General features: G+C 64.3%; 29 protein-coding genes. 12 read left to right on the top strand and 17 right to left on the bottom strand.

The window, feature by feature from the left end; translation table 11 throughout:
- Positions 1–141: 141 nt before the first annotated feature.
- The 3 genes from CH295_RS02035 to CH295_RS02025 are packed head-to-tail and all read left to right on the top strand — an operon-like array spanning position 142 to position 3897.
- Positions 142–1758, top strand: coding sequence for a class I adenylate-forming enzyme family protein (locus CH295_RS02035; RefSeq protein ID WP_094739629.1), 1617 nt, complete (start codon positions 142–144; stop codon positions 1756–1758).
- Complete coding sequence (locus tag CH295_RS02030) at positions 1755–3047, top strand: MFS transporter (RefSeq protein ID WP_052047809.1); 1293 nt, start codon at positions 1755–1757, stop codon at positions 3045–3047. The genes CH295_RS02035 and CH295_RS02030 overlap by 4 nt, the downstream gene beginning before the upstream one ends.
- A gap of 55 nt (positions 3048–3102) precedes the next feature.
- Entirely contained in the window at positions 3103–3897 is a 795-nt protein-coding gene (locus CH295_RS02025) for a MerR family transcriptional regulator (RefSeq protein WP_094739628.1), read from the top strand.
- 21 nt (positions 3898–3918) lie between these two features.
- Here CH295_RS02025 and CH295_RS02020 read toward each other — a convergent pair whose 3' ends face one another.
- On the bottom strand, positions 3919–4458 hold the full coding sequence (locus tag CH295_RS02020) for a TetR/AcrR family transcriptional regulator (RefSeq protein ID WP_037192348.1): 540 nt from the start codon (positions 4456–4458) through the stop codon (positions 3919–3921).
- Between the two features lie 68 nt (positions 4459–4526).
- Between CH295_RS02020 and CH295_RS02015 the strand changes: the two genes are divergently transcribed.
- Positions 4527–4904, top strand: a complete 378-nt coding sequence (locus tag CH295_RS02015) for a hypothetical protein (protein ID WP_094739627.1) — start codon at positions 4527–4529, stop codon at positions 4902–4904.
- Positions 4905–5062: 158 nt separating this feature from the next.
- Positions 5063–5887 (top strand): dienelactone hydrolase family protein, encoded by an 825-nt coding sequence (locus CH295_RS02010; RefSeq protein WP_094739626.1) that lies wholly within the window; start codon positions 5063–5065, stop codon positions 5885–5887.
- 52 nt (positions 5888–5939) lie between these two features.
- On the opposite strand, the gene CH295_RS02005 is transcribed toward CH295_RS02010, so the two are convergent.
- The gene (locus CH295_RS02005; protein ID WP_037192341.1) at positions 5940–6305 is read right to left on the bottom strand and encodes a DUF1330 domain-containing protein; all 366 of its coding nucleotides are present in this window, start codon (positions 6303–6305) and stop codon (positions 5940–5942) included.
- A gap of 97 nt (positions 6306–6402) precedes the next feature.
- Complete coding sequence (locus tag CH295_RS02000; protein WP_094739703.1) at positions 6403–7044, bottom strand: class I SAM-dependent methyltransferase; 642 nt, start codon at positions 7042–7044, stop codon at positions 6403–6405.
- 329 nt (positions 7045–7373) lie between these two features.
- On the opposite strand from CH295_RS02000, the gene CH295_RS01995 reads away from it, so the two are divergent.
- The gene (locus CH295_RS01995) at positions 7374–8273 is read left to right on the top strand and encodes a 3-hydroxyacyl-CoA dehydrogenase (protein WP_037192522.1); all 900 of its coding nucleotides are present in this window, start codon (positions 7374–7376) and stop codon (positions 8271–8273) included.
- Between the two features lie 99 nt (positions 8274–8372).
- Here CH295_RS01995 and CH295_RS01990 read toward each other — a convergent pair whose 3' ends face one another.
- Positions 8373–9575, bottom strand: a complete 1203-nt coding sequence (locus CH295_RS01990) for a PucR family transcriptional regulator (protein WP_037192339.1) — start codon at positions 9573–9575, stop codon at positions 8373–8375.
- A 127-nt stretch (positions 9576–9702) separates the two neighbouring features.
- On the opposite strand from CH295_RS01990, the gene CH295_RS01985 reads away from it, so the two are divergent.
- Together CH295_RS01985 and CH295_RS01980 are read left to right on the top strand one after the other, a co-directional pair.
- Positions 9703–11367: an FAD-binding dehydrogenase gene (locus CH295_RS01985; protein WP_094739625.1), complete on the top strand. Its 1665-nt coding sequence runs from the start codon at positions 9703–9705 to the stop codon at positions 11365–11367.
- A 2-nt stretch (positions 11368–11369) separates the two neighbouring features.
- Positions 11370–12305 carry an MBL fold metallo-hydrolase gene (locus CH295_RS01980; protein ID WP_094739624.1) on the top strand — a complete coding sequence of 312 codons (936 nt, stop codon included), beginning with the start codon at positions 11370–11372 and terminating at the stop codon, positions 12303–12305.
- Positions 12306–12331: 26 nt separating this feature from the next.
- Here the strand turns inward: CH295_RS01980 and CH295_RS27430 are convergent, their stop codons facing one another.
- Positions 12332–12727, bottom strand: a complete 396-nt coding sequence (locus CH295_RS27430) for a LuxR C-terminal-related transcriptional regulator (RefSeq protein ID WP_252341871.1) — start codon at positions 12725–12727, stop codon at positions 12332–12334.
- A 209-nt stretch (positions 12728–12936) separates the two neighbouring features.
- Here CH295_RS27430 and CH295_RS01970 point away from each other — a divergent pair, with 209 nt between their 5' ends.
- The gene (locus CH295_RS01970) at positions 12937–14178 is read left to right on the top strand and encodes a TetR/AcrR family transcriptional regulator (RefSeq protein WP_094739623.1); all 1242 of its coding nucleotides are present in this window, start codon (positions 12937–12939) and stop codon (positions 14176–14178) included.
- A gap of 27 nt (positions 14179–14205) precedes the next feature.
- On the opposite strand, the gene CH295_RS01965 is transcribed toward CH295_RS01970, so the two are convergent.
- From CH295_RS01965 to CH295_RS01940, 6 genes are all read right to left on the bottom strand, one after another.
- Entirely contained in the window at positions 14206–15465 is a 1260-nt protein-coding gene (locus CH295_RS01965) for a PP2C family protein-serine/threonine phosphatase (RefSeq protein WP_094739622.1), read from the bottom strand.
- A 15-nt stretch (positions 15466–15480) separates the two neighbouring features.
- Positions 15481–15930 (bottom strand): ATP-binding protein, encoded by a 450-nt coding sequence (locus CH295_RS01960; protein ID WP_094739621.1) that lies wholly within the window; start codon positions 15928–15930, stop codon positions 15481–15483.
- A gap of 28 nt (positions 15931–15958) precedes the next feature.
- Positions 15959–16348 (bottom strand): anti-sigma factor antagonist, encoded by a 390-nt coding sequence (locus CH295_RS01955; protein WP_094633362.1) that lies wholly within the window; start codon positions 16346–16348, stop codon positions 15959–15961.
- A gap of 31 nt (positions 16349–16379) precedes the next feature.
- On the bottom strand, positions 16380–16736 hold the full coding sequence (locus tag CH295_RS01950; protein ID WP_094739620.1) for an STAS domain-containing protein: 357 nt from the start codon (positions 16734–16736) through the stop codon (positions 16380–16382).
- A 153-nt stretch (positions 16737–16889) separates the two neighbouring features.
- Positions 16890–18482 (bottom strand): phytoene desaturase family protein, encoded by a 1593-nt coding sequence (locus CH295_RS01945; protein ID WP_094739619.1) that lies wholly within the window; start codon positions 18480–18482, stop codon positions 16890–16892.
- A gap of 154 nt (positions 18483–18636) precedes the next feature.
- Complete coding sequence (locus CH295_RS01940) at positions 18637–19074, bottom strand: SRPBCC family protein (protein ID WP_094739618.1); 438 nt, start codon at positions 19072–19074, stop codon at positions 18637–18639.
- A gap of 208 nt (positions 19075–19282) precedes the next feature.
- Here CH295_RS01940 and thiD point away from each other — a divergent pair, with 208 nt between their 5' ends.
- Positions 19283–20074 (top strand): bifunctional hydroxymethylpyrimidine kinase/phosphomethylpyrimidine kinase, encoded by a 792-nt coding sequence (gene thiD / locus CH295_RS01935; protein ID WP_094739617.1) that lies wholly within the window; start codon positions 19283–19285, stop codon positions 20072–20074.
- Between the two features lie 132 nt (positions 20075–20206).
- Entirely contained in the window at positions 20207–20497 is a 291-nt protein-coding gene (locus tag CH295_RS01930) for a hypothetical protein (RefSeq protein ID WP_037192502.1), read from the top strand.
- Between the two features lie 49 nt (positions 20498–20546).
- Here the strand turns inward: CH295_RS01930 and CH295_RS01925 are convergent, their stop codons facing one another.
- From CH295_RS01925 to CH295_RS01900, 6 genes are all read right to left on the bottom strand, one after another.
- Complete coding sequence (locus CH295_RS01925; RefSeq protein ID WP_052047803.1) at positions 20547–20774, bottom strand: hypothetical protein; 228 nt, start codon at positions 20772–20774, stop codon at positions 20547–20549.
- A gap of 28 nt (positions 20775–20802) precedes the next feature.
- Complete coding sequence (locus tag CH295_RS01920; RefSeq protein ID WP_037192328.1) at positions 20803–21063, bottom strand: lipopolysaccharide assembly protein LapA domain-containing protein; 261 nt, start codon at positions 21061–21063, stop codon at positions 20803–20805.
- Between the two features lie 94 nt (positions 21064–21157).
- Positions 21158–21328 (bottom strand): CsbD family protein, encoded by a 171-nt coding sequence (locus tag CH295_RS01915; protein WP_008718579.1) that lies wholly within the window; start codon positions 21326–21328, stop codon positions 21158–21160.
- Positions 21329–21439: 111 nt separating this feature from the next.
- Positions 21440–22246, bottom strand: a complete 807-nt coding sequence (locus CH295_RS01910; protein ID WP_032394267.1) for a transglutaminase-like domain-containing protein — start codon at positions 22244–22246, stop codon at positions 21440–21442.
- An 84-nt stretch (positions 22247–22330) separates the two neighbouring features.
- Positions 22331–23350 (bottom strand): LLM class flavin-dependent oxidoreductase, encoded by a 1020-nt coding sequence (locus CH295_RS01905; RefSeq protein ID WP_094739616.1) that lies wholly within the window; start codon positions 23348–23350, stop codon positions 22331–22333.
- An 81-nt stretch (positions 23351–23431) separates the two neighbouring features.
- A complete protein-coding gene (locus CH295_RS01900; protein WP_230596325.1) occupies positions 23432–24013 on the bottom strand; it encodes a TetR/AcrR family transcriptional regulator in 582 nt (193 codons plus the stop codon).
- Between the two features lie 95 nt (positions 24014–24108).
- Here CH295_RS01900 and CH295_RS01895 point away from each other — a divergent pair, with 95 nt between their 5' ends.
- Entirely contained in the window at positions 24109–25251 is a 1143-nt protein-coding gene (locus CH295_RS01895; RefSeq protein ID WP_094633368.1) for an acyl-CoA dehydrogenase family protein, read from the top strand.
- Positions 25252–25414 lie beyond the last annotated feature (163 nt).

The raw sequence follows: 25414 nt of genomic DNA, 5'->3' as shown, positions 1-25414 counted from the left end.
AGATGGCCGGGCGGCGGGTGTGGTCCCGGAAGCACCCGGTTGACACTTGTTCTGTGATCCGTAACACTACGGAGTGTCGACCGAGCGAGTGCTCGGTCGGTCCATCTCGGCCAGGCCAACGTTCGATCGAAAGAGTCCCCGATGCCCCTCACCATCCTCGATGCCTGGCGTGCCCGGGTGCTCCGGTCGCCCGATCGGCCCGCGCTGGCGTACTTCGATGGCGTCCTCACCGCCCGCGAGGTCGACGAGGCCTCCGACGCTCTCGCCGCCGCGTTCGTGGACCGCGGAGTCACCCGCGGCGACCGCGTCGGCATCTATCTGCAGAACGTTCCCCACTACGCCCTGACGTTCTTGGCGCTGTGGAAGATCGGCGCCGTGGCTCTGATCCTGAATCCGATGTACCGCAACAGAGAACTGCGCCACCTGCTCGACGATGCGGAGCCCGTCGCCCTCGTGTGCGACGAGTCCGATCTCGTCGCGCTCGAAACCTCTTTGCAGGGCAGCACGATTCGGTTCTTCGTGAGCACCAGCGGACTGGATCTACAGACTCGCAACGATCCGCGTGTGTTCGACGCGACGACGCGCATCACGCCGACGCCCGAGAACGACGTGCTCGGCCTCGTCGAGGCCTACCGAGGTCGCGTGATGGACGAATTCGCACCGCAGCCGGACGATCTTGCGCTGTTGGCCTACACCTCCGGAACCACGGGGCCGCCCAAGGGTGCTCGGATCTCGCACGCCAACGCGTTGGCGACAGCCACGGACTTCGGTGAGCGTGTGGGAATGGAGGACGGCGACGTCGTGTTCGCCGTCGCCCCGCTGTTCCACATCACCGGGGCCATGCTCGACGCTGCGGTGGCTCTGGTGCGCGACTGCTTGCTCGTGTTCGCTCACCGCTTCCACGCAGGCGTCACGTTGGACGCGTTCGTCGAGCATCGGGTCACCTACACCATCGGGTCCATCACCGTGTTCAACGCGATCTCCGAGAGCCCGGGCGTGGACCGCAGACATTTCGCCTCGGTCAAGGCGCTCTACTCGGGCGGTGCGCCCATCCCTCCGGCCACCGTCTCCGCGTTCGAGGCGAAGTTCGGGTGCTACATCCACAATGCATACGGAATGACCGAGACCACCGCAGGCGTGATCGCGGTGCCGCCCGGACTCCGGGCACCGGTGGACGCGTCGAGTGGCTCGTTGTCCGTCGGACTTGCGCTTCCTCGCGTGCAGCTGCGCACCCTCGACCCCACCGGGCTACCCACCGAGCCGGGAGTCGCCGGCGAGCTGGAAGTGTCCGGGCCGCAGGTGGTCTCGGGCTACTGGCAGAACCCGGAGGCATCGGCGTCGACGATGCCCGAAGGTCGCCTGCACACCGGAGACGTAGCGATCATCGACGAACAGGGGTGGGTCTATCTCGTCGACCGGCTGAAGGACCAGATCAACGTCTCCGGATACAAGGTCTGGCCCCGGGAGGTCGAGGACGCCCTCTACGAGCACCCGATGGTGTTCGAGGCAGCCGTGGTCGGTCGTCCCGACGCCTATCAAGGGGAATCCGTCGTCGCGTACGTGTCGGTCCGCAGTGGCTCGGCCGTGACCACGGACGAGCTGATGGCCTTCGCGCGCGATCGGCTCGCTGCCTACAAACGTCCGAAGGACATACACATCATCGACGAGCTGCCCAAGACGCAGACCGGCAAGATTCGCCGCGCAGCACTCAAACCTGTTTCAGCACAGACTCACTCGAGCGAAAGTGGAACCTCATGACCGTCGGATCACCCCGCGACACCCGCTCGACACCGGACATCTCCTCGCGGAAGAAGTCGTTGTTCGCCAGCACGATCGGCAACGTACTCGAGTGGTACGAGTGGAGCGCCTACGCGGTCTTCGCACCGTTCATCGCCGCGGCGATGTTCAGCCAGACCGATCCGGTCTCGGCCCTACTGTCCACGTTGGCGGTGTTCGCCGTCGGATTCCTGATGCGCCCGCTCGGCGGCATCGTGTTCGGCCGGATCGCAGACAAGAAGGGGCGCAAGTTCGTTCTCGTCACCACCATGCTGATGATGGCGGCCGGAAGCCTGCTGATCGGCATCATGCCCACCTACGGTGCCATCGGGGCCTGGGCATCGGTACTGCTGTTGCTCGCACGCGTCATGCAGGGTTTCGCGCACGGCGGCGAGTCGGCGACGGCCTACTCGTACGTCGGTGAGATCGCGCCACCGAACCGACGCGGGATGTGGGGAAGCGTTGCATTCGTCGCAATCTTCGGTGGCTCGGCGCTGGCATACACGGTAGGTGGCGTCATCACCTCGACACTGTCCGAATCGGCTGTCGGCCAATGGGGTTGGCGTATCCCGTTCTTGCTCGGCGCACTTCTGGCACTGTTCGCGTTGTACCTGCGAAAGAACATGGACGAGAGCGACGTCTTCGATTCGGAGCAGAACAAGGTGAAGCAGGCACCGATCGCACGAAAGACGGTCGTCAAGGCAATCGTGTTGATGATCGGGATGACGTCGGGAATCACAGCGGCGCATTACACCTGGACTTCGTACGTGTCGACCTTCGCCATCACGCAGCGTGGAATGAATCCGGACACCGCGTACTGGATGCTCGTCATCGCTCAGTTGATTGCGTTGGTGTCCTTGCCGTTCTTCGGTCGTCTCTCGGATTCGATCGGTCGCCGGCCGATGCTTGCCACCTTCGCCGTATCGATGTTCGTTCTGCAGATCCCGCTGACGATGATGATCTCGACGCAGTGGTGGACGTTGCTGCTCCCGTCCACGGTCGCACTGCTCGTCATCGCAGTCCCGGCTTCGATTCTCTCGTCGACACTGTCGGAGAGCTTTCCCACCCGACTCCGCACGCAGGCGATCGGATTCGCCTACTCGTTCTCGGTAGCGGTGTTCGGCGGAACTGCGCCCTATCTCAACCAACTCTTCCTCGGCCTCGATCTGGGCTGGGTGTTCGGCGTGTACATCATGTTCCTGGCCGCCTTGACCGGTGTCGCGTGCTTCTTCATGAAGGAAACGAAGGGAATTCGACTCGAGGACGTGTGATCCGACCACGGCAGATCTTGCTCCTGACGCGACGTGAGGTTCTACCGTCTGGTTCATGAACAGCAAAGGTCCGATCACCTGGGGAATCGGTGACGTCGCGCGTCGAACCGGCGTCACCGAACGCACGTTGCGGTACTACGAGGAACTGGGTTTGCTCGCTCCGGACCGAGACAGAGGGGGTAGGCGTCGGTACGACGGAGGAGATATCGATCGGCTGTACCGTATTCGACTGCTCCGAGAATTGGGAACTCCGCTCGCCGATGTCGATCCGGACGTGGCGGATTTCCAGCACCTGACTCGGCAACATCTGGCAGACCTGGACCGTCGGATGGCGGACCTTGCTCGGGTGCGCGAACGGGTTCGTGCGGTCGAGGACCGACTACTGCACGGTGCTCTTCTCGGCGACGACGCGCTGTTGGATCTACTCTCGTGCCTGTCGACCGAAGAGCCTGCGGTGACCGGTCGGACCACGTTGTTGGTCTACCGCGACATCGCAGCGGCCCACTCCTACCTCGTCGACGTGCTGGGGCTGGCTCCGGGACCGATCGAATACGACGGTGACCGAGCAGTCCACGGAGAGGTTCACGCCGGTGACGGTGTTGTCTGGTTGCACCGCGAAGCTCCTGAACATCGAATGGTTTCTCCCCTGACCAACGGCATGGTCACCGCCTCGCTCGCGGTCCTGATCGACGACGTCGACGCCCATCACGCTCGAGTGGCCGCAACCGGGGCAGCGATCGACTACGCGCCCGCCGACATGCCCTACGGCGTCAGGGAGTACGGCGTTCGTGATCCGGAGGGGCACCTGTGGTCGTTCCAGACGCCGATCGAAGAACCGGTGACGTCCTGAACCCGCTCTGCCCCAGTGGATCTATCGGTGATCGAGCAGTGACGTCGATGCCGTGTCGGCGAGGTCACTGCCTCCCAGCAGACGCATGAGCAGAAGGCCGTCGAGCACAGCCACGGCAGCGGCAGCCTCTCTGCGTCGGTAGTCCTGGTCCCCGACGACGAAGCCGCCGAGCCATTCGATCCAGCCCTCCACCAAGTGCGAGGCCACGGATTTGTAGGGCTCGATTCCTGCTGTTGCTTGTCCGATGGCCTCGAAGTAGAGCCCGAACAGCGGATCGCACTCAGGCTGGGCCACCACCGGCCACGCCGTCGCGACCAGTGAGCGGTGGTCGTTCGTCGGCACCGAGAACGCCGCGGCCAGCACGTGTTGCAGTCGATCTCCGACTACCGACAGAACGGACGTGACGAGCTCGTCCTTCGTCGGGAAGTAGTAGACGACCATGCGATCACTGATCTTCAAACGCGATGCGAGTCTGCCGAAGGTCAAGCGGCTCAGGCCGTCTTCCAGGGCGGCCTCCAGTGCCACGGACAGCATCTCTTCGCGTGAATGTTTCTTGACCACACCTTGATCGTAGTGGTCACTACAGGTACCTTCTGTTGTAGTGACCACTACAACTCGAAGGAGACGTCATGCGTACACGTTCGACTCCCTTGCTCGCACTGTCGGTTCTGCGATCGACCGCCGGACTGATCTCGTGGGCGAGTCCCGCACATTCGTGGCGTGCCTTCGGCCTCGGACCCATGCATCAAGTCGGAAGTGCGGGGGTGGCGACGCGCCTGTTCGGAGTCCGCGATCTCGCGCTGGGAATGGCGCTGCACCACCCATCCGCAGACGTTCGCAAAGCAGCCGTGGAGGCCGGGATCGCGATCGATGTCCTCGACGTCGCGGCAAGTGTGATCGGTCGTCGGGCAGGTGCGCCGGCTGCGAGTCTGGCCGGAGTGGCGGCAGGCGCAACGCTGTTCGTCGTACTGGGCGTGACGATCATCGCGGACTCGGCCGCTTCGTGATCATCCGCATCACCGGCGTCTCGTTCGGGCCGCTGTACCCTCTGGTGCGCGGTGAGGGGCGGTACTGCGGTGTTCTCGCCGTAGTCCATCCGATGATCTAGCTTTGACGGCATGCGTCGGCTCGGCGCGGTGGACCTCTGGCAGAAAGACGGACTCCCATGACCGATGACACGCTGGCCGACTTCGAGCGAACCGAGTTCACCGCGGACGGGCGGACAGCGCCCGTGTATCGCTTCGGAACCGGGCCGGCTGTGATCGTGATGTCGGAAATGCCGGGCATCACTCCCAGGGTCGCGGACTTCGCGAGAACCGTCGCCGGAATCGGTTGTACGGCCGTCGTTCCGCACCTGTTCGGAGTCGACGGCAAGGATCCGCTGGCCGCGCCACTGGGAGCGCTCGGCACCGTTGCCACCATGTCGCGTGCCATGGTGCCGGCGTGCATCAGTCGAGAATTCACCATCCTCGCCACCGGTAAATCGTCGCGCATCGTGGTGTGGTTGCGCGCTCTGGCAGAGCAGGAGCACGAGCGCTGCGGCGGACCAGGCGTCGGTGCCATCGGAATGTGCTTCACCGGAGGATTCGCTCTCGCCATGGCGGCGGACGATCGACTGATCGCACCGGTGCTCTCGCAGCCCTCACTTCCGTTCGCGGCATCGAAGTCTCGCGGTAGATCCATCGACATCACCCCGGGCGACCTGGACAAGGTGAAAAGTCGTTGTGCAGCAGGGGAGCTCACGGTCCTGGGAATGCGTTTCGAAGGCGACAAGATGTGCCCGCCCGCACGATTCCAATGGCTGCGCGAGCAGCTCGGCGACGCATTCGTCTCGGTGGAACTGCCCGACTCCTCGTTCAACCCGGAAGCATTCGGACCACCGCATTCGGTCGTCACCGAAGGACTGATCGACGAGCCGGGGGAGCCGACACGGCAGGCGCTGGATCAGGTACTCGATCTGTTCCGTAGGCGGTTGCTCACGACAGATTGAGTATGCGAACCCCTGCTGAGTGACCGAGCAATTCGGTCAGCGAGCCGCGGATTCACGACCACGGAACGGTGGCCTGTAGAACCGCTTCCTTTAACGCGCTGGTCCGCAGTGCCGTCACCGCCTGATAATCGGGATCGGCCACCATTTCGCTGAATGCCTTGCGCGAGGGGTACTGCACCAGCAGGACCGCATCCCAGGCCTGACCGTCGTCGGCTACCAATGCCGTCGAGCCGTCGCCCGCATACAACACCGTCGCGCCGTAGCGCGGAAGGAACGTCTCGTCCAGTGCTTTCGCATATTCTGCGTACGAATCGCGGCCACCGTCGGCGAACCGCAGCAGGTTGAGCATCACCACAGGCCCACCGGGGTCTTCTTCCAGATAGCGCTTCAGGTCTTTTCCGCGGGGATCTACAGCCATCGATCGAGTATGCGTCAGCCGATGATCCGATGGAGCGGTAATTGCACCCGCGCACGCACCCGCGACGGCACCAACTGTGTGGCACGCAGCCGCTCGCTCATCGACCTCGGCATCGGACAGGTAGAGCGGCAACCCCGAGGGACAGATGTCCCCACGGGCGCAGCAGCCGTGGCCCGGGTAGCCGGTCGGTGTCCAATTTCTCCATCGTGAAGCCGGCGTCCGTCACCAACTCGGGGACGTTGCGAACGAGGTGGCATCCGCCGGCGACGCGTTGCTCGATGCCGTCGAGGCGACGCTGCCACGCGGCAACGCGGGGGTCCGGGGACAGACCGTGCTCGAGGAAGAACAACTTGCCGCCAGGACGAAGCACGCGTCCGATCTCGCGCAGTGCACGAGCGGGGTCGGGCACAGTACACAGCGTGAACGTGCTGACCGCAGCGTCACAGCTGTTGTCGGGCAGGGGAAGCGACTGTCCGTCGAGTCCCACGAAATGGACCGGAATCGATGACGCAGCAATGCGGTCGGCTGCCAGACGCCGCGCGCCGCGAGACGGCTCGACGGCGGCGACGGACGTCACCGCACTCGGGTACACCGGAACGTTGGTGCCGGAGCCGAACCCGATCTCCACGACGTCGCCGCTGAGCCCGGAGAGGGCGCGGGCCCGCAAGCGGTGTACGTAGGACGCGTCGAGCACGACGTCGATCAGTCGGGGGAGCAGGCGGTCGGACCACAAGGCCACGGTGTCCGGCTTTCGTCGTCGGTGCGGTGTCTGTCTGCTCACTGCGTCGGTTCCTCGATAGTGTCGAAAATCCTGCACGGACGGCGGCGAAGGGCCACCGGATACGGATACAACCGACAGTATCGGTGACACCCTGGGCAGTTGGCCATGCCGCTGCCTTGGGGAGCGCGCTCGATCTCCTTCGCCGGCCAGCAGCTCCTCGGGGAGACTCGACCGCTCGTTCAGCGAGTCGATCCGTTGTTGGACCCCGAGGCGGTGGTTCCATGGTCAGCGGTAGAACGTGCAGAGCGGGAAAGCCAGTGACTCGATGAACGGGAAGTGTGTCGTCCATGATTGACGTTGAGAAAGTGACCGTATTCGGAACTGGAGTGCTCGGTTCACAGATCATGATGCAGGCTGCGTACCACGGAAAAACCGTTGTTGGATACGATATTTCAGACGAATTATTGGCCAAACTGCCGGATCGCTGGGAATGGATGCGCGGATACTACAAGCGTGACCTGAAGACTTTCGACGAGGCGCGATTCGACGAGGCCATCGAATCCATCACGACCACCACCAGCGTCGCGGAAGCCGTTTCGGACGCCGACCTGGTGATCGAAGCAGTTCCGGAGGATCTCGAGCTGAAGAGAAATGTCTGGTCGGATATCGCCGCGTCGGCCCCGCCGAGAACTATCTTCGTGACCAACTCGTCGTCGCTACTGCCCAGCAGTTTTGCAGAGGCTACCGGGCGGCCGGAAAAATTTCTTGCATTGCACTTCGCCAATCTCGTGTGGCGGTACAACACAGGTGAGGTGATGGCAACTGCTGCAACAGATCCCGTCTACTTCGATACAGTTTTGAACTTCGCTTCGGAGATCGGCCTCGTTCCCGTTCCGGTCCGAAAGGAAGTTCCGGGATACGTGTTGAACAGTCTCTTGATTCCGCTGTTGCAAGCAGGAGCCAACCTCTACGTCGGCGGGGTTGCCAATCCGGCGGACATCGACAACGTGTGGCGAATAGCCACCGGGGCTCCCGCCGGTCCGTTCCAGATATACGACACGGTCGGCTTCAACGTCGCAGCACACATCGCGCGCGCGAGCGGTGTCGAGGATCAAGTCGAATTCGCCGATATGCTGCAGAAGGGTATCGACGCGGGAAAGACAGGCCTCGGGGACGGAGAGGGCTTCTACACTTACGATTCCGACGGCCGGCGACTCGATGCTGTCGAGTCGTGGAACATCAACTGAATCGCTCGATCACTGTCCCATGCAGGTGGACGAGACCGCGCAAAGATTCATGCATGGGTGTCCGGGTTTTCGATGTGCCCGGCATTGCTGAACACCGGATCAACCGAGTTGACGCAGTTGAATCGCAGTGTCCAACGCGAGTCGATGCCACGCAGATCGCGGATCCCGGCCGGTCAGTTCCTGGGCTCGGCGCAGTCGGTAGCGCAGAGTCTGCGGGTGTACATGCAACTGTGACGCGGCGGCCGTTGCGGTGCCGGTGGCGATGAAGGCCGAAAGCCCCTCGAGGATGTGCGCATTCGCCGACTCGGTGAGCGAGCCGAGAACGGTGCGCACCACCTCGCTCGTGTCCGCGGTGGGCCGCGCGGTCAACAGTGCCAGCAACTGCCCGTCACCGGTGTCGAGCACGGCACGGCCGTCGAACGCGTGATCCGGTGCAGTGTCCAAAGCCTCCGACGCGAGTCTCCACGCGCTGCCGACACCGGCTACGGTCGATCGCTCAACCAGGCATCCACGCACACCGCTCGCTCGAGATGCTACATCGACCTGGGCGCGACCGATCGTCGACGGCAGCAGCAGGATCGCCCGCTGCTCGCGTCGAGTGCACAGATGATTCCGCGTCGTCGACGGCTCGGTGCGATCGGGCGGTGCGAGTCCCAATGCGAGAACGAGTGATTCGACGGTGTCGTCGGTCAGTGATCTGCCTGCGCTGGTCGGCTCCACCACCAGCAGATTCGGGTGACTCGGCAGTTCGAGGTCGAGCTCGCGGGCGCGATCGGCCACTGCTCCTGGCGAATTGTGTCTGCCTGCAAGTAGGTCGTCGAGCAAGAGGGCGTGAGCCTGCGCCCGATTGGATGTGAGTTGTTCGCGCGCAACGATGTACGCGCCGATGATCTCCTCGGATATTGCGTCGATGGCGTCGAGCACGCCCAGGCTGAGATCGGCGATGTCCGGTGGATCGAGCGCATCGAGGTACTTCGTCGCCACGTGCCGAACGAACACGCTCGACGCGACTCGGTACGCTCTCAGCACGTCGGCCAACGGCCGGCCGTCGGCTGCGCGAGCGGCGCCGATCGCGCGGAATCGACTGTGATCGCGTTCGTCGATAGCGGGGTCGCCGCCCGCCCACAACGTCATCAGGCGACGCAACGACCAGTAGGCGATCGCCTCGACGTCCGCCAACTGCGGACCGTGCAGGTTGCGATAGACCGGGATCGCATCCCGTACGCCCTGCACTGCCGACGCCACCACAGCGACCAGTTCGGCTTCGATCTCGGCTACCACCGCGGCCCTGGCTCGGTACACCGCGGCATCGTCTCACATTTATCAGTGACTGATAAGCCGTATCGTCATTGGAGCAACTTCCCTTGAGTTCCTGCACCGACGACAGCACAGTCGAGGGAGACAGTCGGTCGAGCAGAAGAGTGGGGCAATGGACGCAGACGTGATCGTGGTGGGTGCAGGCTTGGCCGGACTGGTGGCGACCGCCGAACTGGCCGAAGCCGGAAAGCGGGTGCTGCTCCTCGACCAGGAGCCCGAGCAGAACCTGGGCGGTCAAGCGTTCTGGTCACTGGGCGGTCTGTTCATGGTCGACACTCCGGAGCAGCGACGCATGGGCATCAAGGATTCTGCTGAGCTTGCGTGGCAGGACTGGCTCGGCACCGCGACCTTCGACCGCGGCATCGACGATCCCGCAGGCGAGGACTACTGGGGGCACCAGTGGGCGCGCGCGTACCTCGATTTCGCGGCGGGGGAGAAGCGGTCCTGGCTGCACGCGCAGGGTGTGCGCTGGGTACCCATCGTGGGGTGGGCCGAACGTGGTGGCTACCTCGCCGAGGGACACGGAAACTCGGTTCCGCGGTTCCACCTGACCTGGGGAACCGGGCCAGGAGTCGTCGCACCGTTCGAGCGTCGTGTGCGTGAGGCCGCCGACAAAGGGTTGGTGCGCTTCGGTTTTCGCCACCGCGTCGACGAATTCATCGTCAGCGCCGGAACGGTCGAGGGAGTCCGCGGCGCAGTTCTCGAACCCAGTTCCGCGGAGCGAGGTTCTGGCAGTACCCGCGTGGAGGTGAGCGAGTTCGAGCTGCGTGCCGGAGCCGTGCTCGTCACGGCGGGCGGCATCGGAGCCAACCATGACCTGGTGCGCGAGAACTGGCCGGCACGGTTGGGTACGGCCCCGAAGTCCCTCATTTCGGGAGTTCCCGAACACGTCGACGGCCGCATGCTCGGCATCACCGAGAAAGTCGGTGGCCGCCTGGTCAACAAGGACCGGATGTGGCACTACACCGAGGGCATCAAGAATTGGAATCCGATCTGGAAGAACCACGGAATCAGAATCATTCCCGGCCCGTCGTCCATGTGGTTCGACGCGCGTGGGCGACGGTTCCCCGTTCCCAACTTTCCGGGGTTCGATACCCTTGGAACGTTGAAAGCCATCCAGGACAGCGGATTCGAGTACTCCTGGTTCGTTCTGACGCAGAAGATAATCGAGAAGGAGTTCGCGCTCTCGGGATCGGAGCAGAATCCGGACATCACCGGAAAGAACCTCAAGCTCGTTCTCGGCCGAGTGTTGCCCGGTGCGAGCGAACCGGTCGAGGCGTTCAAGAAGAACGGAGAGGATTTCGTCGTCGCCGACACCCTCGCCGAACTCGTCCAGGGAATGAACAGGGTCTCCGGCGAGGATCTAATCGACCTCGCCGATCTGAAGCGGCAGATCGAGGCCCGCGACCGTGAGGTCGACAACCCGTTCACCAAGGACCTGCAGATCTCCGCAATACACAACTCGCGTCGTTCGCGCGGAGAACGCATCGCCCGTACGGCCTCACTGCACAAGATCCTCGATCCCAAGTCGGGTCCGTTGATCGCCGTGCGTCTGAACATCATCACCCGGAAAACGTTGGGCGGCATTCAAACCGACCTGCAGGGCCGTGTCCTCGACGGCGACGGACACGCGATCGACGGCCTGTGGGCGGCAGGTGAGATCGCCGGTTTCGGCGGCGGCGGTGTGCACGGGTACCGCTCGTTGGAAGGAACGTTCCTGGGTGGGTGCATCTTCGGTGGCCGGCAGGCCGGACGCGCGCTCGCTGCGCAGGCGTGACAGTGGCTGTGAGAATCGGTCGTCCCGCGCTGCCCGGTCCGACGGAGATCGCCACCACGGCGTCGGCGGGTCCGCGGTCGCCGGTGACGGTGTCGTTCCTCGGCGTCAGCACGGTGCTCTTCGACGACGGCGAATCGGCGATCCTCACCGACGGCTTCTTCTCGCGACCGTCGCTTCCGAAAACCCTTGCCCTACCGCTGCGGTCGGACATGCAGCGCATCGATGCGGCCCTGCGCAGAGCAGGGATCACCACGCTCGACGCTGTGCTGTGCGCTCACTCGCACTACGATCACGCACTCGACTCGGCGGCGGTAGCGCTGCGCACCGGTGCCGTTCTGGTCGGCGGTTCCTCGACCGGTTTCATCGGGCGGGGTTCGGACCTCCCGGACGACCGCATCGTCGTGGTCGAGAACGGTGGGACAACGGCGCACGGCAACTTTGCCGTCACGTTCGTCGAATCGGTTCACTCGTATCCGGATCGGGCGCACGGAACGATAGACCGGCCACTGACCCAACCGGCTCGGGTGCACGAGTACCGGTGCGGTGAGGCATGGTCGATGCAGGTCGAACACGTTCCGAGTGGCCGGACCGCACTCGTGCACAGCAGTGCCGGTTTCCGGTCCGGCATGCTCGACGGTCGCCATGCCGACGTGGTCTACCTCTCGATAGGACAGCTCGGCCGCCGGCCGCGCGCGTTCGTCGAGCAGTACTGGCAGGAGACGGTCGTGGCGGTCGGTGCCCGGCGTGTGGTCCTGACGCACTGGGACAACTTCTTTCGGTCCCTGGACGAACCACTGCAGGCGCTCGCGTACGCCTTCGACGACATGTCAGCCTCCATCGATGTGCTGGACGCCTGCGCGCGAAGAGACGGCATCGCCCTCGAACTACCGATTCTGTGGCGACGCAGCGACCCGTGGGCCGACCGAGGGCGGGTGTGATCCGGGGCCGTCTCAGCGCAGGTCGGTCAGAGATCGTCGAGGGTGACCAAGCCGTCCTGCAGCGCCCGGGCCACGAGCGAGGCTTTGGTGGGTGCCGCTCGACCGACCGTGGCATACTTCGCGCGAATTCGAGACAGGTGGGTATTCACCGTGCCGAGCGCGATGTGCAGAACCGCACAGACTTCTTGTTTGGAGTCGCAGCGCAACCACGCACCGAGGACTGCGATTTCGCGTGCGGTGAGTCCCGGATCGGCAAGCGTCGACGCGTCCTGCGGTGAGGTGGGCTTGTCGGTGCCGGAATTCGCGGCGGTCCTGGCCCGCACCGTCGATGCACTGCGGCGCGGCGCGAATCGCTGCGCCGGGTGAATCGAGGTACCGGGCGGAGCCTGAATCGTCGTGGTCGCCAGACCTGTACTCGTCACTCGCATTGCATCCGACCCCGCTGTCCGACTTGGGTGTTTCGAACATCCGACCACGCCGGAAAACATGAAACAACACCAAAGGGTTCGAGGCCGAGCACTGGATTGGAGATAGTTGTCGAATTGGCTTTACACACTTGTAAAATCAGGGGCCGACGGAGCCATTGCTATAGTTCGTAATCCACCGGATCGAACACCGTAGGCGGTCGTCGTTGAGCCCGAAATCCACACCCCGCGAACAACTGCTCCAGGCGGGCTCACGGTTGCTGACCGATCTCGACATGTCGGTGCTGGCCAGGTCTTTGTCGATTGCCTCGGTCGTGGACGAAGCCGGGCTGTCGCATCAGACTTTTCACAATGCGTACCCCGGGTCCTCCCGTGCCGGGGAGCGTGGTGGCAAGGAAGCGTTCGTCGAGGACCTGCTCGCGCACGTGACCCTGCAGTACACGAAGCCCGACGACGCAGGGCATCTCTCGTCGGATCTCGCGTCCTATTTCGAGCAACTGACCTCCGGCCTGCTGCGCAGGAGAATGATCGGCGCGATGATCGCCTCCGACCACGCCGGAGCCCGATCGTCGCTGGCACCCGAATTCGACGCCATGGACGACGCCGTCGGGGACGCTCTCCGACTCGAGCTGCGTGAGCTCGGGGGCTCGGTGAGAACGCCGCTGACGGTGACCGGACTGTCCACAGTCCTCGTCGCTCTGCTCGACGGGCTCGCTTTCCGCGAAACCCTCAGCCCTGGAACGGTGCCCACGTCTCGAGCGTCCGCGGCCGTCGAATCGCTGCTGGACTGGGCTGTGGACCCGGTTCACTCGGATCGTCGTGAACGCACCACGCGACCGGCGGACGCGCCTGCTTCTGTCGAGGCTCTCGATCATTCGAGGGCCGACATCGAATCCGACGTCATCGCGTCGACCGAGACGCTGTTCGCGGCGCACGGATACTTCTCGGTCACCCTCGCCGACATCGCAACAGCGTCCTCGCTCACCGTTGCCGATCTCAAGCGCCTCTTCCCGAGCAAGGTCGACATCATCGTCGCCGCACTGACGCCGGAGTTCGAGCGAGTCCTTCGGCTGGGGCGCGCCGACGCCCGACTGGAAGTGGAACCGATTGCTGCACTGGAGCGTTCGGTCAATCGGCTTGCGGAGTTCGTCGCGCGCAACCGCTCGATGAGCTCGGGAATGCTGCTGGCCCTGAGCTTCGAGCAGTTTCACGAGCCGAGCACCGTCACCACCATTCGGGAGCAACTCCCGCTGCCCTCGGCGCTCACCCCGATCCTCGAACGTGGCCAGCGGCGAGGCGATTTCGGTACGGAGGCGTCGGCGAGTGAACTGGCGACGATACTCGCCAACAACGTGGTCATCAGATCCGTCTCCCGGTCCGAGGAAGGCCCGGAACAAGTGTCCGACTACGTTCTGCGGGTGTTCCTCTCGGGAATTCGCGCTCGTTGAGCGAACCCGCGGGCTCGGCCTCGACAGCTACGAGTCGGCGTCGTCGCGGGGTACCTCGAAGGCGAGCAGAGCGACGTCGTCCTGCAGGCCGTCCCCGAAGGACGCCAAGAGGGAAGTCAGGTCGTCGACGATCTTCGGTGCGGTCGTCGAACCCTCTCCGGCAGCGAAGGATTCGAGACCACCGTGGTCGTCGAAGCGCGTCCGTCCTGGTCCGACGATCGCTTCGGTCAATCCGTCGGTGTAGAACACCATGACGTCGCCTGGTTGCAGGGTCACCGTTGCCGACGCGAAGTGCGGCTCGGCCAATGCTCCGACCAACTGGCCACCGGTGGTGTCGACGAAGTCCACGACGGCGTCGTGTGTGATGCGCAGGGCCGGCGGATGCCCGCCGCTGGCGAGATTCACCACCGCGCCGTCCGGTCCCGGGGTGATGGTGCCGAAAACCACCGTGCAGAAACGTGGGTCGTCGCCGTGGAACTCATGGTGCAGAACGGTATTGAGGTTTTCGAGCACCGATATCGGGTTGCGGTCGAAGACGGCGGCGGCCCGCAGGGTGTACCGGGTCAGTGAAGTCACGGCGGCGGCTCCGGCCCCCTTGCCACTGACGTCGCCGAGGAAGAATCCCCACGTTCGTTTGTCGAGGGGAAACACGTCGTAGAAGTCGCCGCCGACCTCGTCGAGGGATGCGGGGTGATAGTGGGCTGCCACGTTCATACCCGTCGGAGCCGACAGGATCGGCGGCAGCAGAGTGCGTTGCAGTGTCGAGGCCAGGATCTGCACCTGCGTTCTCTCCGCCTCGGCGAGCTTGCGTGCTTCCTCCGACGCGCTCAGTGCGTCCTGCGATCTGTCCAGCGCGGCCTCTGCGTTGTCCTGGGCGGCCTCCGCGGTGTCGCGGGCGTCGACCAGGTCCCTTTCGCGCACGTTGCGTTCGGTCTCGTTGTGCAGCGTCATCGTCACCGTCAGGGCCCCCGCGGGCGTACGCAGGCTGTTGGCCAGAATCGATACGGCAATCGCGGCACGTCGATCGGTCGCAACGGTCAAGTCGGCGGTTGCTCCGATCGGTGCGTCCGATCCCGATGTCGACGCGACATCCAGCAGAGCCGTCAGCATCGGCTCGAACTCGACCGTGAACAGCTCGGTGACGGTCGTTCCGACGAGCGCCTCGCGGCTGCGCGAGGTGATCCGCGCAGCGGCCGTGTTCGCGTAGAGGATTCGCAAGGTGGCGACGTCGACCGAGAAGACGCCACAGGGTGCCGTGTCGAGTAGATCAGCAGCCGGGGCAGACATGGGGACTCCCTTCGGTCATGACGAGCGGGTGGCGGATCTCGCGCGGTCGGTCGTGACCGGATCGGTCCACACCGCAGTCACCACGGTGCCGTAACCGGGTCGATGGTCGACGAGGAGTTCGTCGGCCACCGCGGCTGCCAGTTGCAGACCGTGGCTGCGATTGGTCGCGGGCGTCGGTGGACGCCATGTTCCGGTGTCGGAGATCGTCACCGTCAGCGTGCGCTGTTCGTAGGCAGCGGTGATGGTCATCGTTCCGGGCTCGGGCACCGAGTGATAGGCGTGTTCGACCACGTTCGCGAGTGCCTCGTAGACCCCGAGGACGATGTCGTCCACCAGATCGTTCCTCACCCCGAGTTCGACGGTCCAATGGTGCAACCGGTGCCTGATGACGGTTGCCACGGCGGGCTCGGCGGGCGCGGTGTGGCTCCAGCGATGGGGGAGCGCCGCGGGGCTGCTCTCGGTCATGAAAGGTGTCCGAGTCGGTATCGGCGAGTCATCGATCGACCTCCGCGTCGAGAGATGCCGACCGAACATGGTCCACCGCGTCGGGCACGGTCGTGAAGGTCGCCATCACCCGATCGATCCCGCTGAGCTGCACCGGCCGAACCACGACACCGTCGACCGCCACCAGTGCCATGCGCGAGGCGTCGGGTAGTCGATCGCACACTCGAACCAGCACGGTGATCGCACTGGACGAGAGGAAGCTGACGTCCGTCAGGTCCACCACGAGTCCACCTCGTGCGGTGTCGGCAGCGGGGAACGCGACGGCCGACAGTTCCGGGATGGTGTCGAGATCGAGTTCGCCTCGAACGGTGAGCACGGTCGTCGCGTCGTGTGCTGCCGCTGCGATCTCGAAGGGTGCTCCGGTCGGCTCGTCTGGCATGTTTTCGACGTTACCTGTTAGCGAGTCCGATTCACGACCGAAACGTGTCGGCCAACAGGCCGCCTGCACCCAGTACCTCCAGGACCATGCGCACCGACCGTGCGGGTGCGAGTACGGCGATCTTGCCCGGATGTACGTAGGTGGCGTCGATGATCGCGTTGGCGACGCCGGAGTACATGAACGACACCTCCGACAGATCGACCGAGACTCGATCGGACGCGGAGGCCAACCGGTCGAGACTGTGGACGAATTCGGCGCGAGTCGACATGTCCAGTTCGCCGAAGGCTCGCAGAGTGTTGTGGCCGTTCGAGCCCATGACCGTCTCGAGTCGGAACACGCCCTCGTCATCGCGAATGGAGCGTTCCATGGTTGCGGTGCTGGTCAACATGCTTACCTCTTCCCCGAAGCGATCGTTCCCGGCGGGTGCCCCCGGTTGCGAGACGCTGAGTTGTTGTGCTTTCAACAATGCCAGTGTCCGATTTCGGAAGACTCCGTCGGAGGTCTCGAATCGGTAACGAAGGATCTCGGTACGATAACGGCGCTACCGGGTCAACACGTCGATGAGCGAACCGGTGATCTTCTTCTTCACCCAGCCACGTACACCTCGCTGGCCGAGCGCTGCCCGGGCAGCATTCAGGCCGGCTGCCCCGTGCACTCCGCCACCCGGGTGCGCCGATGCCGAACCCAGGAACAGGCCCTCCACCGGCGTTTCCGACCGCCCCAGCCCCGGCGTCGGACGAAAGATCAACTGCTGCTGCAGCTGCGCGGTTCCGCCGTTCACCGCACCACCGTGCAGATTGGCGTCGGCACCGTGCAGATCGCTCGGTCGCTGTACGACCCGGCCGACGACCGAGTCCAGGAATCCCGGGGCGTGAGCGTCGAGGACTCGGTCCACTCGATCCGCCACTGTGTCGGCGGCCGCGTCGTCGACGACGCCTCTCGGCAGATGCGTGTAGGCCCAGGCGCTTTCGGTGCCCTCCGGCGATCTGCTCCGATCGGCAGTGGTCATCTGGCCGAACAGCATGAAGGGGCTCTGCGGGAGAACCCCGGTGGTGAGGTCGGCTGCCCAATGCACGAGACCGTTGTCGTCGGCCCCCAGATGAACCGTGCCGGCATCGGCCAAAGAAGGTGAGTTCCAAGGAATTCGACGATCGAGTGCATAATTCACCTTCACCACCGGGGTGTCCCACTCGAAGGTGCGCAGGTCGTCGTGGACGCGACGCGGAACGGCGTCGAACGGAAGCAGTGAACCGTACAGAGCCGGTGCGGACACGTCGGCCACGATGGCCCGGCGCGCCCGAAACGTGCTTCCGGCCGCAGTGTGCACAGCACGAGCGCGGCCGCCGCGCACCTCGATGTGCTCGACAGCCTGACCGCATTCGAGCACCGCACCCGACGCGGCACCACGCCGTATCAACGCGCTTGTCAGCGCGGACGATCCGCCCACGGGGGTAGGAAACCCGACGTCCTGGGCCAGCATGGTGAGCAGCCAACCCATCATGCCGCTCACCGGGGCATCGGTCGGAACGTCGCCGTGCATGGCGTTGCCCAGCAGGAGGCAGCGAGCAGCCTCGCTGTGGAAGAGCTCGTGAGCCATCACCCGAGCGGGGAGGGCAGCGAATCGTGCGAAGCGCAGTGTCTCCGGCACTCCCAGGGTGCGGACGAGTCGAGCCGCGGGGACGGCCGGTGGAAACGGTCCGAACAGCGAATTCATGAAGGGCTCGCGAATGCGTTCCCATTGCTCGAAGAGCCGCAGCCAGGTTCGGCCGTCTCGCGCGTCGTGTTCCGACAGCCGCGCGGCGGTGGTCTCGACGTCGTGGTGGACGACCGGAGCGTCGGTGTCCTGCGGTGACCGCGCATGGCCGTACACCGCGGGGGAGTGCGACCACTGCAGCCCGTGGCTTTCCAACTCGAGTGCCTTCATGGCAGGCGAGGCGAGAGCCAGCGGATAGAAGGCGCTGAAGAGGTCGCTGGTGAAACCGGGAACCAACTCCGCACTGCGTACAGCTCCACCGGGGTGTTCGGCAGCCTCGAGGACCACGACGTCCCAACCGGCGTCGGCCATCGCTGCGGCCGCCACCAACCCGTTGTGACCGCTGCCGATCACGATCGCGTCGACCTCGGTGGTGGTCATGAGACTGCACTCCTCTGTTCGGTAGCGGTCTTGCTGGTCAGCAGGTTACCGACGAAGTGCGGGGCGACTCCCACACCGAGAGCGGGGCTTCCGACACCGTGAACGAACACGAACAGCACGTTTCCCGAAACCGATTGCCGCAGTGGTGTCTTGCTCACGGTGCAGTGGATCGCTCGGCCAGGAGCGCGAGCCTGCGTAGCGCCTCGGCGTTGCGAGGATGCGCCAGCAGGTGCTGTACCCGATCCGGCACCAGATCGAAGGGCGCGGTGATCGCATGCTCGATGATCTCGATACGGCACCCTGTGGCGACAGGATGCAGTCGCACCGTGATCGACGCCTTTCCGAACGGCAATGCTCGTGCCTCCAGCACCAGTTCGCGACCGGCGTGAAGTCCCACCGAACGCGTGACATCACTGAGCACCGCCGGCCACGCACCGACCGAGTGATGGATCGAGCTACCGACAGCGGGCCAGTGTCCATCGACCGCGCGGATGCGGGATGCGCCGACGACCCAGGTCGCATAGCTCCATCCGTTCGCCAGGACGTTCCAGACGTCCTCGCAACTGGCTTTCGTACTTCTGCTGGTGGGCACGATTCGGCCTCCGAACTCTCGTCGTGGTGCGTGATTGCACGATCGCCGATCGTGCGCCGCTACTCCTGGGCTCGAAGTCGATGTACTGCGCGGCGTCGTTGCTTGCTCGGTGAGACGAACGAAATCGACGTATGCCCCGAAACCGCCGGACCCAATCCGGTGGCGACCACTCGCGTCGGTGCGGATCGGCGATTGTCATACTGAGGTCATGTCGACAATCGCGTACGTCATCGCTGGTTCGGAAGCCACCGGCGGAGCCGGTCTGCAAGCAGATCTCAAGACCTTCGAGCGGCTCGGGGTCTACGGAGTCGGCACGATCACGTGCATCGTCTCGTTCGATCCGAAGGCGGGCTGGGGCCACCGATTCGTACCCATCGACAGCGCGGTCATTGCCGATCAGATCGAAGTAGCCACTGCCGCACATGATCTCGATGTCGTGAAGATCGGCATGCTCGGCACCCCCGTCACCGTGGACACGGTAGCGACGTCGTTGCGTCTGCAGCCGTGGCGGCATGTGGTGGTCGATCCGGTGCTGATCTGCAAGGGCCAGGAGCCGGGTGCCGCACTCGACACCGACAATGCCCTGCGGCGCGACATTCTTCCGTTGGCCACCGTGATCACCCCCAATCTGTTCGAGGCGCAGACCTTGTCCGGAATGGACGCCATCGACACCGTCGACGACCTGGGTGAGGCCGCCAAGAGAATTGCCGATCTCGGGCCTCGTTTCGTGGTGGTCAAAGGCGGCGCGGGTCTGCCCGGCGACGAGGCCGTCGACGTCGTCTACGACGGGTCCGAACTGACGGTGCTGCGCGCCCCCAAGGTGGGCGAAGAACGCGTGTCGGGTGCCGGCTGCGTGTTCGCCGCAGCCATCACCGCTGAGCTCGCGAAGGGCACGGACGTGCTCGACGCGGTCGCCACCGCCAAAGATTTCGCCCACGCCGGCATCGTCGGTCGACTGACGAGCCACGCCCCGTTCGCTGCAGTGAGTTGGCACGACTGAGCCTCGGTCGCATGTTTGTGGACGGCGGGTTCGGGGAAGAGCGAGGTGCAGGCGGCGAACGCTTCTCAGGACCGGCTTGCGGTCAGTGGCCGTCGCACATCATCTCGAGAGGTCCGCATGGAGCACGAGAACATGAGCGAAGCCGACGCCGGTGCCACCGATGACGACCGGACAACCCGCGGCCACGCCGGTGAGGCAATCGTCGACACCCGCAACTGGCCGGGATACATCTGCATCGGCCTGGCATTGGTGAGCCTCGGCCTCACACTCACCGCGGCCGGGTACGGGTTCGGTGGCTGGACGTGGATCGGGGCGGTAGCCGCGCCGGTTCTCCTGATCGCCGGAATCGTGCTTGTGCTGCTGGAGCGCAAGCGCGTGAAGGCTCAGGAAGGCAAGTCGCTGACCGACCCGGCAGGACATTGATCGTCGCCGTGCCGGTCGGTACAGCTGGTCGACGCACTCGTCGACCGGTCTAGCGAAGGGCGTGCTCGGACTCGCGATCCTTGCTGCCCTGCGACTTGTCTGCTCGCCGTTGCGCGAACCTGCCTGCCGACTTCAGACCTTTCGATACGACGTTGTCCTTTCCCGTTCGCTTCTCGAGGCTCTGACCGGCGAATGCCAGCAGTCGGGCGAGAATGGGGAGCCCTATCGCGACGATGAGATAGCGATACAGGTACTTGCGTGCGAGCAAGGGAATCATCGGAGGAATCCTGTCGTGTCGAAGTCGGTCAACGGACTGCGCGTCGAACCTTCAGTGCGGCCGTTGCTGCGAGCGTGATGACGGCACCGACGACAGCGGCACCGAGCAGGGACACACCCTGAGCGAGTTCGAAGTTCCAGCCGAGGAAGTTGATGTTGGTGTGAATCGTGTTCTGCAGCACGAAGATCACCAGTGCTGCGACGAGGACGAGCGTGATGAGGAGGGCGAGCTTCGAAGCGAATCCGCCGCGACGCTTGGTGGTCCCGGCCGTGTCGGTCGATGTGGTCATGAGGGGAATCCGTTCTCTGGTGTGAAGAAGAGTGGGGTGGAGAGCGAGTGCCGCCGATCATCGAGATCGGCGGCACTCGATGCGATGAAGTGGGTTACTTGAAGGTGTCCTTGATGTTCTCGCCGACCTTCTTCACGCCTGCCGAACCCTGGTCCTTCTTGCCCTCGGCCTCGAGGTCCTTGTTGTCGGTGGCGTCGCCGACAACTTCCTTGGCCTTGCCGATGGCGTCCTCTGCTGCGTTCTTGGCCTTGTCGATGAAGCTCATGGTGAACACCTTTCAGGTGGCTGTGAATGTTGGTAACGGATACTTAGTCGGTTTCAGTCGCCGAAAACAAACGCCGCTGTGAGGTAGCTCACGATGGCACCCGGTTGGGGATCAGGTGAGGGAGACCAACTCGGTGATGTCGTCCTGGGGGAGCTCGCCGTCGACCACGGCGGTGACGACAGAACTGTTCAGGGTGATGGCACCCTTGTGGTTGTCCAGGAAAGCGGTGTCGGCAGCATCGCGACCGACCGAGATCCGGACCAGCGTCGAGCGAGGTGCGAGACACGTGGCATCGACGACGCGCCACTGGCCGCCGACGAACGCTTCGGCGACCGCGTGGAAGTCCATCGGATCGCAGCCGGGTGCGTACACCGCCACCAGGCGGGCCGGAACGTTGACCGCACGCAGCATGGCGACCACGAGGTGTGAGTAGTCGCGGCAGACGCCCTGTCCGGCGAGCAGCGTGTCGACGGCTCCGTCGATCGGATCACTGCTACCCGGAACGTAGCTCAGGCGCGCGCCCACCCATGCGGAAATCTTGGCCAGCAGTTCCTCGGAGTCCGCGTAGTCGCCGAATTCGGTTGCGGCGAATCCGTAGAACTTGTCGGCCTCGGCGTACCGACTGGGTCGGAGGTAGAGCGACATGTCGTAGTCGGTGACCGGTGCCGGGGTGGTGTTGCCCAGGATCGTGGCGTCGTACGACACCTGCAGGTTGCCCACGTCGGCAGGCATGACGTGAATTCGGTTGCCGTGCGGCCCGCTCACTTCCTTTGCCTCGATGGGGTTGCCGTCGAGAACGAAGGACAGTGATTCGGTGACCGTCGTGCCCGGATGTGGCGCGATCGCAATCTGGAATTCGAGCGTGGTGGCTGCGGTGATGTCTACATCGAGGCGCGCGGATACGTCGCGTTTGAGCATGGGAACTCCTGGCAGGTGGGGGTGGGTGAACTCGCTGCCAGTACCCACGTTCGCCGAACCCAAACGCATACGCTCACCAGGTGATCAACGCCACCCCAGCGCCGGAGCGACGTCGCGGAGCAGAGTCTCCAATACGTGCGCGCAGTACTCGACGCCCAGCTGATTGGGGACGGTGAGCAGCAGAGTGTCTGCGGCCGCGATCGCTTCGTCTGCAGCGAGCTCCTCGATCAGCCGATCGGGCTCACCCGCGTACGTCTTGCCGAATCGAGCTTTGCCGCCGTCGAGATAGCCGACCTGGTCGTCGCCAGTGCCCTCCCGGCCGAAGTAGGCACGGTCGAGATCGTTGACGATCGGAAAGATGCTGCGGCTCACGGACGTTCGCGGCGCGAAGTCGTGTCCGGCGTCGCTCCACGTCTTGTGGAATCGCTCGATCTGCTCGGCCTGCAGTTGATGGAACGGCACACCGGTGTCTTCGCTCAACAGCGTCGAACTCATCAGATTCATGCCCTGTCGCGCGGTCCACTCGGCGGTATCGCGGGTGCCGGCACCCCACCAGATTCGCTGCCGCAAACCGGGGGAGTGCGGTTCGAGGCGCAGTAGTCCGGGCGGGTTGGGAAACATCGGCCGTGGATTGGGCTGCGCGAAGCCCTTGCCTTCGAGGAGGTCGAGGTAGATACGGGTGTGCTCGCGGGCCATGTCGGCATGATCGGAGCCCTCGGCCGGGGTGTAGCCGAAATAGCGGTAACCCTCGATTACCTGCTCGGGCGATCCTCTGCTGATCCCGAGCTGCAGCCGCCCACCCGAGATGAGATCGGCGGAGCCCGAATCCTCGGCCATGTAGAACGGGTTCTCGTAGCGCATGTCGATGACGCCGGTGCCGATCTCGATGGTGCTCGTCCTGGCGCCGACGGCAGCGAGTAGAGGGAACGGCGACGCGAGTTGGTTGGCGAAGTGATGGACGCGGTAGTACGCGCCGTCGGCACCCAGTTCTTCGGCTGCGACCGCCAGGTCGATGGACTGCAGCAGCACGTCCGACGCGGACCTCGTCTGCGACTGTGGGGACGGTGACCAGTGTCCGAAGGACAGGAATCCGATCTTCTTCATCACGTGCTCTTTCGTTGAAGGATCAACTACATTCACTGTACTTCAGCGTGTGTCGGGGTGAATCCATTCCCGGCGTCGGGGCTACGCGCCGATGCCTGCGGTCAAGAGCTTTGCCAGTTCGAGATAGGCGTCGCCGTCGCTCAGTCCGGTCAGGCGGAACACCTCGCGAGTCTGAATGCGAACCATGACCGAGGAGGCGACGTCGCCGACGAAGGCCGCGTGCACGTCGCGCACTTCGCCGCTGGCCACGCCCTCGCTGATCAGTTCCTGGACGCGGCGCGCGGCGATCGCAGTGTTGCGTTCGTACACCGAGCGGGCCGCCTCGAGTGATGCCAGGTCGGTCATGAACTGCTCGGATGCCGATTCCAGAGCTGCTCCCACCGCGGTCAGATATGTGGTGATGCGATTGCGGGTGCCGTCGACCTCGGCGACCGCGCTTTCGACCTGCGTGGTCATGGACTTGAAGTAGTGCACGGTGGCACCGCCGACCAGCTGGTCCTTGCTCGATGCCAGTGTGTACAGGGTGGACTTGGAGCATCGGAGGCGGGCCGCGATGGTGTCGAGCGTCAGGTGTGCGAAGCCCTCCGCCAGAAACAGGCTCACGAGCTGGTCGAAGAGTTCGGAACGGCGTGCCGTCGCATGCGAGGTCACGGGTGCGTTCACATCAGGGATGGTACTGCATCGCCTTGTGCAGTACTCTGCATCAGTACTGCGGATCATCCGGCAGTACTGGTCCGAACTTTCCGGAGGTTTTTCACGTGCCCGTCGATCGTCTGTTGCCCACTGCCGAAGCGCGCGACCTCATCGCGCTGACCCGCGACGTGGCAGACAAGGTGCTCGACCCGATCGTCGACGACCACGAACGGCGTGAGGCGTACCCCGACCGCGTGTTCGCCACCCTGGGTGAGGCGGGACTGCTGAGCCTGCCGTACGCGGAGGAATGGGGAGGTGGAGGCCAACCGTACGAGGTCTACCTCCAGGTCCTCGAAGAACTGGCGTCGCGCTGGGCGGCAGTGGCAGTCGCAGTGAGCGTGCACGGTCTGGCTTGCTATCCCGTGATGGCGTTCGGTACCGACCGACAGAAAGCCGACAAGCTTCCCGACATGCTCGGTGGGGCACAGATCGGCGCCTACTCGCTGTCCGAGGCGCAGGCCGGTTCGGACGCTGCCGCATTGAGTTGCAAGGCCACCCCGACCGAGGGCGGCTACACGGTGAACGGATCGAAGGCGTGGATCACGCACGGCGGAGTGGCCGACTTCTACAACCTGTTCGCTCGAACAGGCGAAGGATCGAAGGGTATCTCGTGCTTTCTGGTTCCGGATGGAACCGACGGCCTGAGCTTCGGCAGGCCCGAGGAGAAGATGGGACTGCACGCGATCCCGACGACCTCGGCGCACTACGACAACGTGCACGTACCCACCGAGTGGCGAATCGGCGCGGAGGGGCAGGGACTGCAGATCGCCTTCAGTGCACTCGATGCCGGACGGCTCGGAATTGCCGCTGTAGCAGTGGGAATCGCCCAGGCGGCACTCGACGACGCGGTGAAGTACGCGCAGGAACGCACGGCGTTCGGCAAGAAGATCATCGACCACCAAGGCCTCGGTTTCGTGCTGGCGGACATGGCGGCGGCAGTGGACTCCGCCCGCGCCACCTACCTCGATGCTGCCCGTCGGCGTGACGCCGGACTTCCGTACTCGCGCAACGCTTCCGTGGCCAAGCTGATCGCCACCGATGCTGCCATGAAGGTGACCACCGATGCGGTGCAGGTGTTCGGCGGCTACGGGTACACCCGCGACTTCCGCGTCGAGCGCTATATGCGCGACGCCAAGATCACTCAGATTTTCGAGGGCACCAACCAGATTCAGCGTCTGGTGATCGCTCGTTCACTCGCAACCAGCTGACATCAGAACCATTCGACACGTCCGAACAGCAACCGTAGGGGACACCTTCATGACAACGACCGAACCCGATATTCATACGACTGCGGGTAAATTGGCCGATCTTCGTAAACGTCTCGCGGTTGCGGAGATTCCCTCCGGTGAGGCGGCGGTGGACAAGGTCCAC

Origin of the sequence: Rhodococcus sp. 14-2483-1-2 (assembly GCF_002259405.1) — a bacterium.
Classification (GTDB): domain Bacteria; phylum Actinomycetota; class Actinomycetes; order Mycobacteriales; family Mycobacteriaceae; genus Rhodococcoides.
Note: the sequence above shows the minus strand (reverse complement) of the source record. Positions and strands in the feature narration are given on the sequence as shown.

What these genes read in the sequence shown, in the direction of transcription:
- CH295_RS01955 (WP_094633362.1), bottom strand. Translation starts at nt 16,348, where the DNA reads ATGCCAGACGAGCCGACCGGAGCACCCTTCGAGATCGCAGCGGCAGCA.
- CH295_RS01920 (WP_037192328.1), bottom strand. Translation starts at nt 21,063, where the DNA reads ATGACCACATCGACCGACACGGCCGGGACCACCAAGCGTCGCGGCGGA.
- CH295_RS02030 (WP_052047809.1), top strand. Translation starts at nt 1,755, where the DNA reads ATGACCGTCGGATCACCCCGCGACACCCGCTCGACACCGGACATCTCC.
- CH295_RS01905 (WP_094739616.1), bottom strand. Translation starts at nt 23,350, where the DNA reads ATGAAGAAGATCGGATTCCTGTCCTTCGGACACTGGTCACCGTCCCCA.
- CH295_RS02025 (WP_094739628.1), top strand. Translation starts at nt 3,103, where the DNA reads ATGAACAGCAAAGGTCCGATCACCTGGGGAATCGGTGACGTCGCGCGT.
- CH295_RS01995 (WP_037192522.1), top strand. Translation starts at nt 7,374, where the DNA reads ATGATTGACGTTGAGAAAGTGACCGTATTCGGAACTGGAGTGCTCGGT.
- CH295_RS01915 (WP_008718579.1), bottom strand. Translation starts at nt 21,328, where the DNA reads ATGAGCTTCATCGACAAGGCCAAGAACGCAGCAGAGGACGCCATCGGC.
- CH295_RS01930 (WP_037192502.1), top strand. Translation starts at nt 20,207, where the DNA reads ATGAGCGAAGCCGACGCCGGTGCCACCGATGACGACCGGACAACCCGC.
- CH295_RS02010 (WP_094739626.1), top strand. Translation starts at nt 5,063, where the DNA reads ATGACCGATGACACGCTGGCCGACTTCGAGCGAACCGAGTTCACCGCG.
- CH295_RS01910 (WP_032394267.1), bottom strand. Translation starts at nt 22,246, where the DNA reads ATGCTCAAACGCGACGTATCCGCGCGCCTCGATGTAGACATCACCGCA.
- CH295_RS02015 (WP_094739627.1), top strand. Translation starts at nt 4,527, where the DNA reads ATGCGTACACGTTCGACTCCCTTGCTCGCACTGTCGGTTCTGCGATCG.
- CH295_RS02005 (WP_037192341.1), bottom strand. Translation starts at nt 6,305, where the DNA reads ATGGCTGTAGATCCCCGCGGAAAAGACCTGAAGCGCTATCTGGAAGAA.
- thiD (WP_094739617.1), top strand. Translation starts at nt 19,283, where the DNA reads ATGTCGACAATCGCGTACGTCATCGCTGGTTCGGAAGCCACCGGCGGA.
- CH295_RS01925 (WP_052047803.1), bottom strand. Translation starts at nt 20,774, where the DNA reads ATGATTCCCTTGCTCGCACGCAAGTACCTGTATCGCTATCTCATCGTC.
- CH295_RS01965 (WP_094739622.1), bottom strand. Translation starts at nt 15,465, where the DNA reads ATGTCTGCCCCGGCTGCTGATCTACTCGACACGGCACCCTGTGGCGTC.
- CH295_RS02035 (WP_094739629.1), top strand. Translation starts at nt 142, where the DNA reads ATGCCCCTCACCATCCTCGATGCCTGGCGTGCCCGGGTGCTCCGGTCG.
- CH295_RS01960 (WP_094739621.1), bottom strand. Translation starts at nt 15,930, where the DNA reads ATGACCGAGAGCAGCCCCGCGGCGCTCCCCCATCGCTGGAGCCACACC.
- CH295_RS01950 (WP_094739620.1), bottom strand. Translation starts at nt 16,736, where the DNA reads ATGTTGACCAGCACCGCAACCATGGAACGCTCCATTCGCGATGACGAG.
- CH295_RS01985 (WP_094739625.1), top strand. Translation starts at nt 9,703, where the DNA reads ATGGACGCAGACGTGATCGTGGTGGGTGCAGGCTTGGCCGGACTGGTG.
- CH295_RS01945 (WP_094739619.1), bottom strand. Translation starts at nt 18,482, where the DNA reads ATGACCACCACCGAGGTCGACGCGATCGTGATCGGCAGCGGTCACAAC.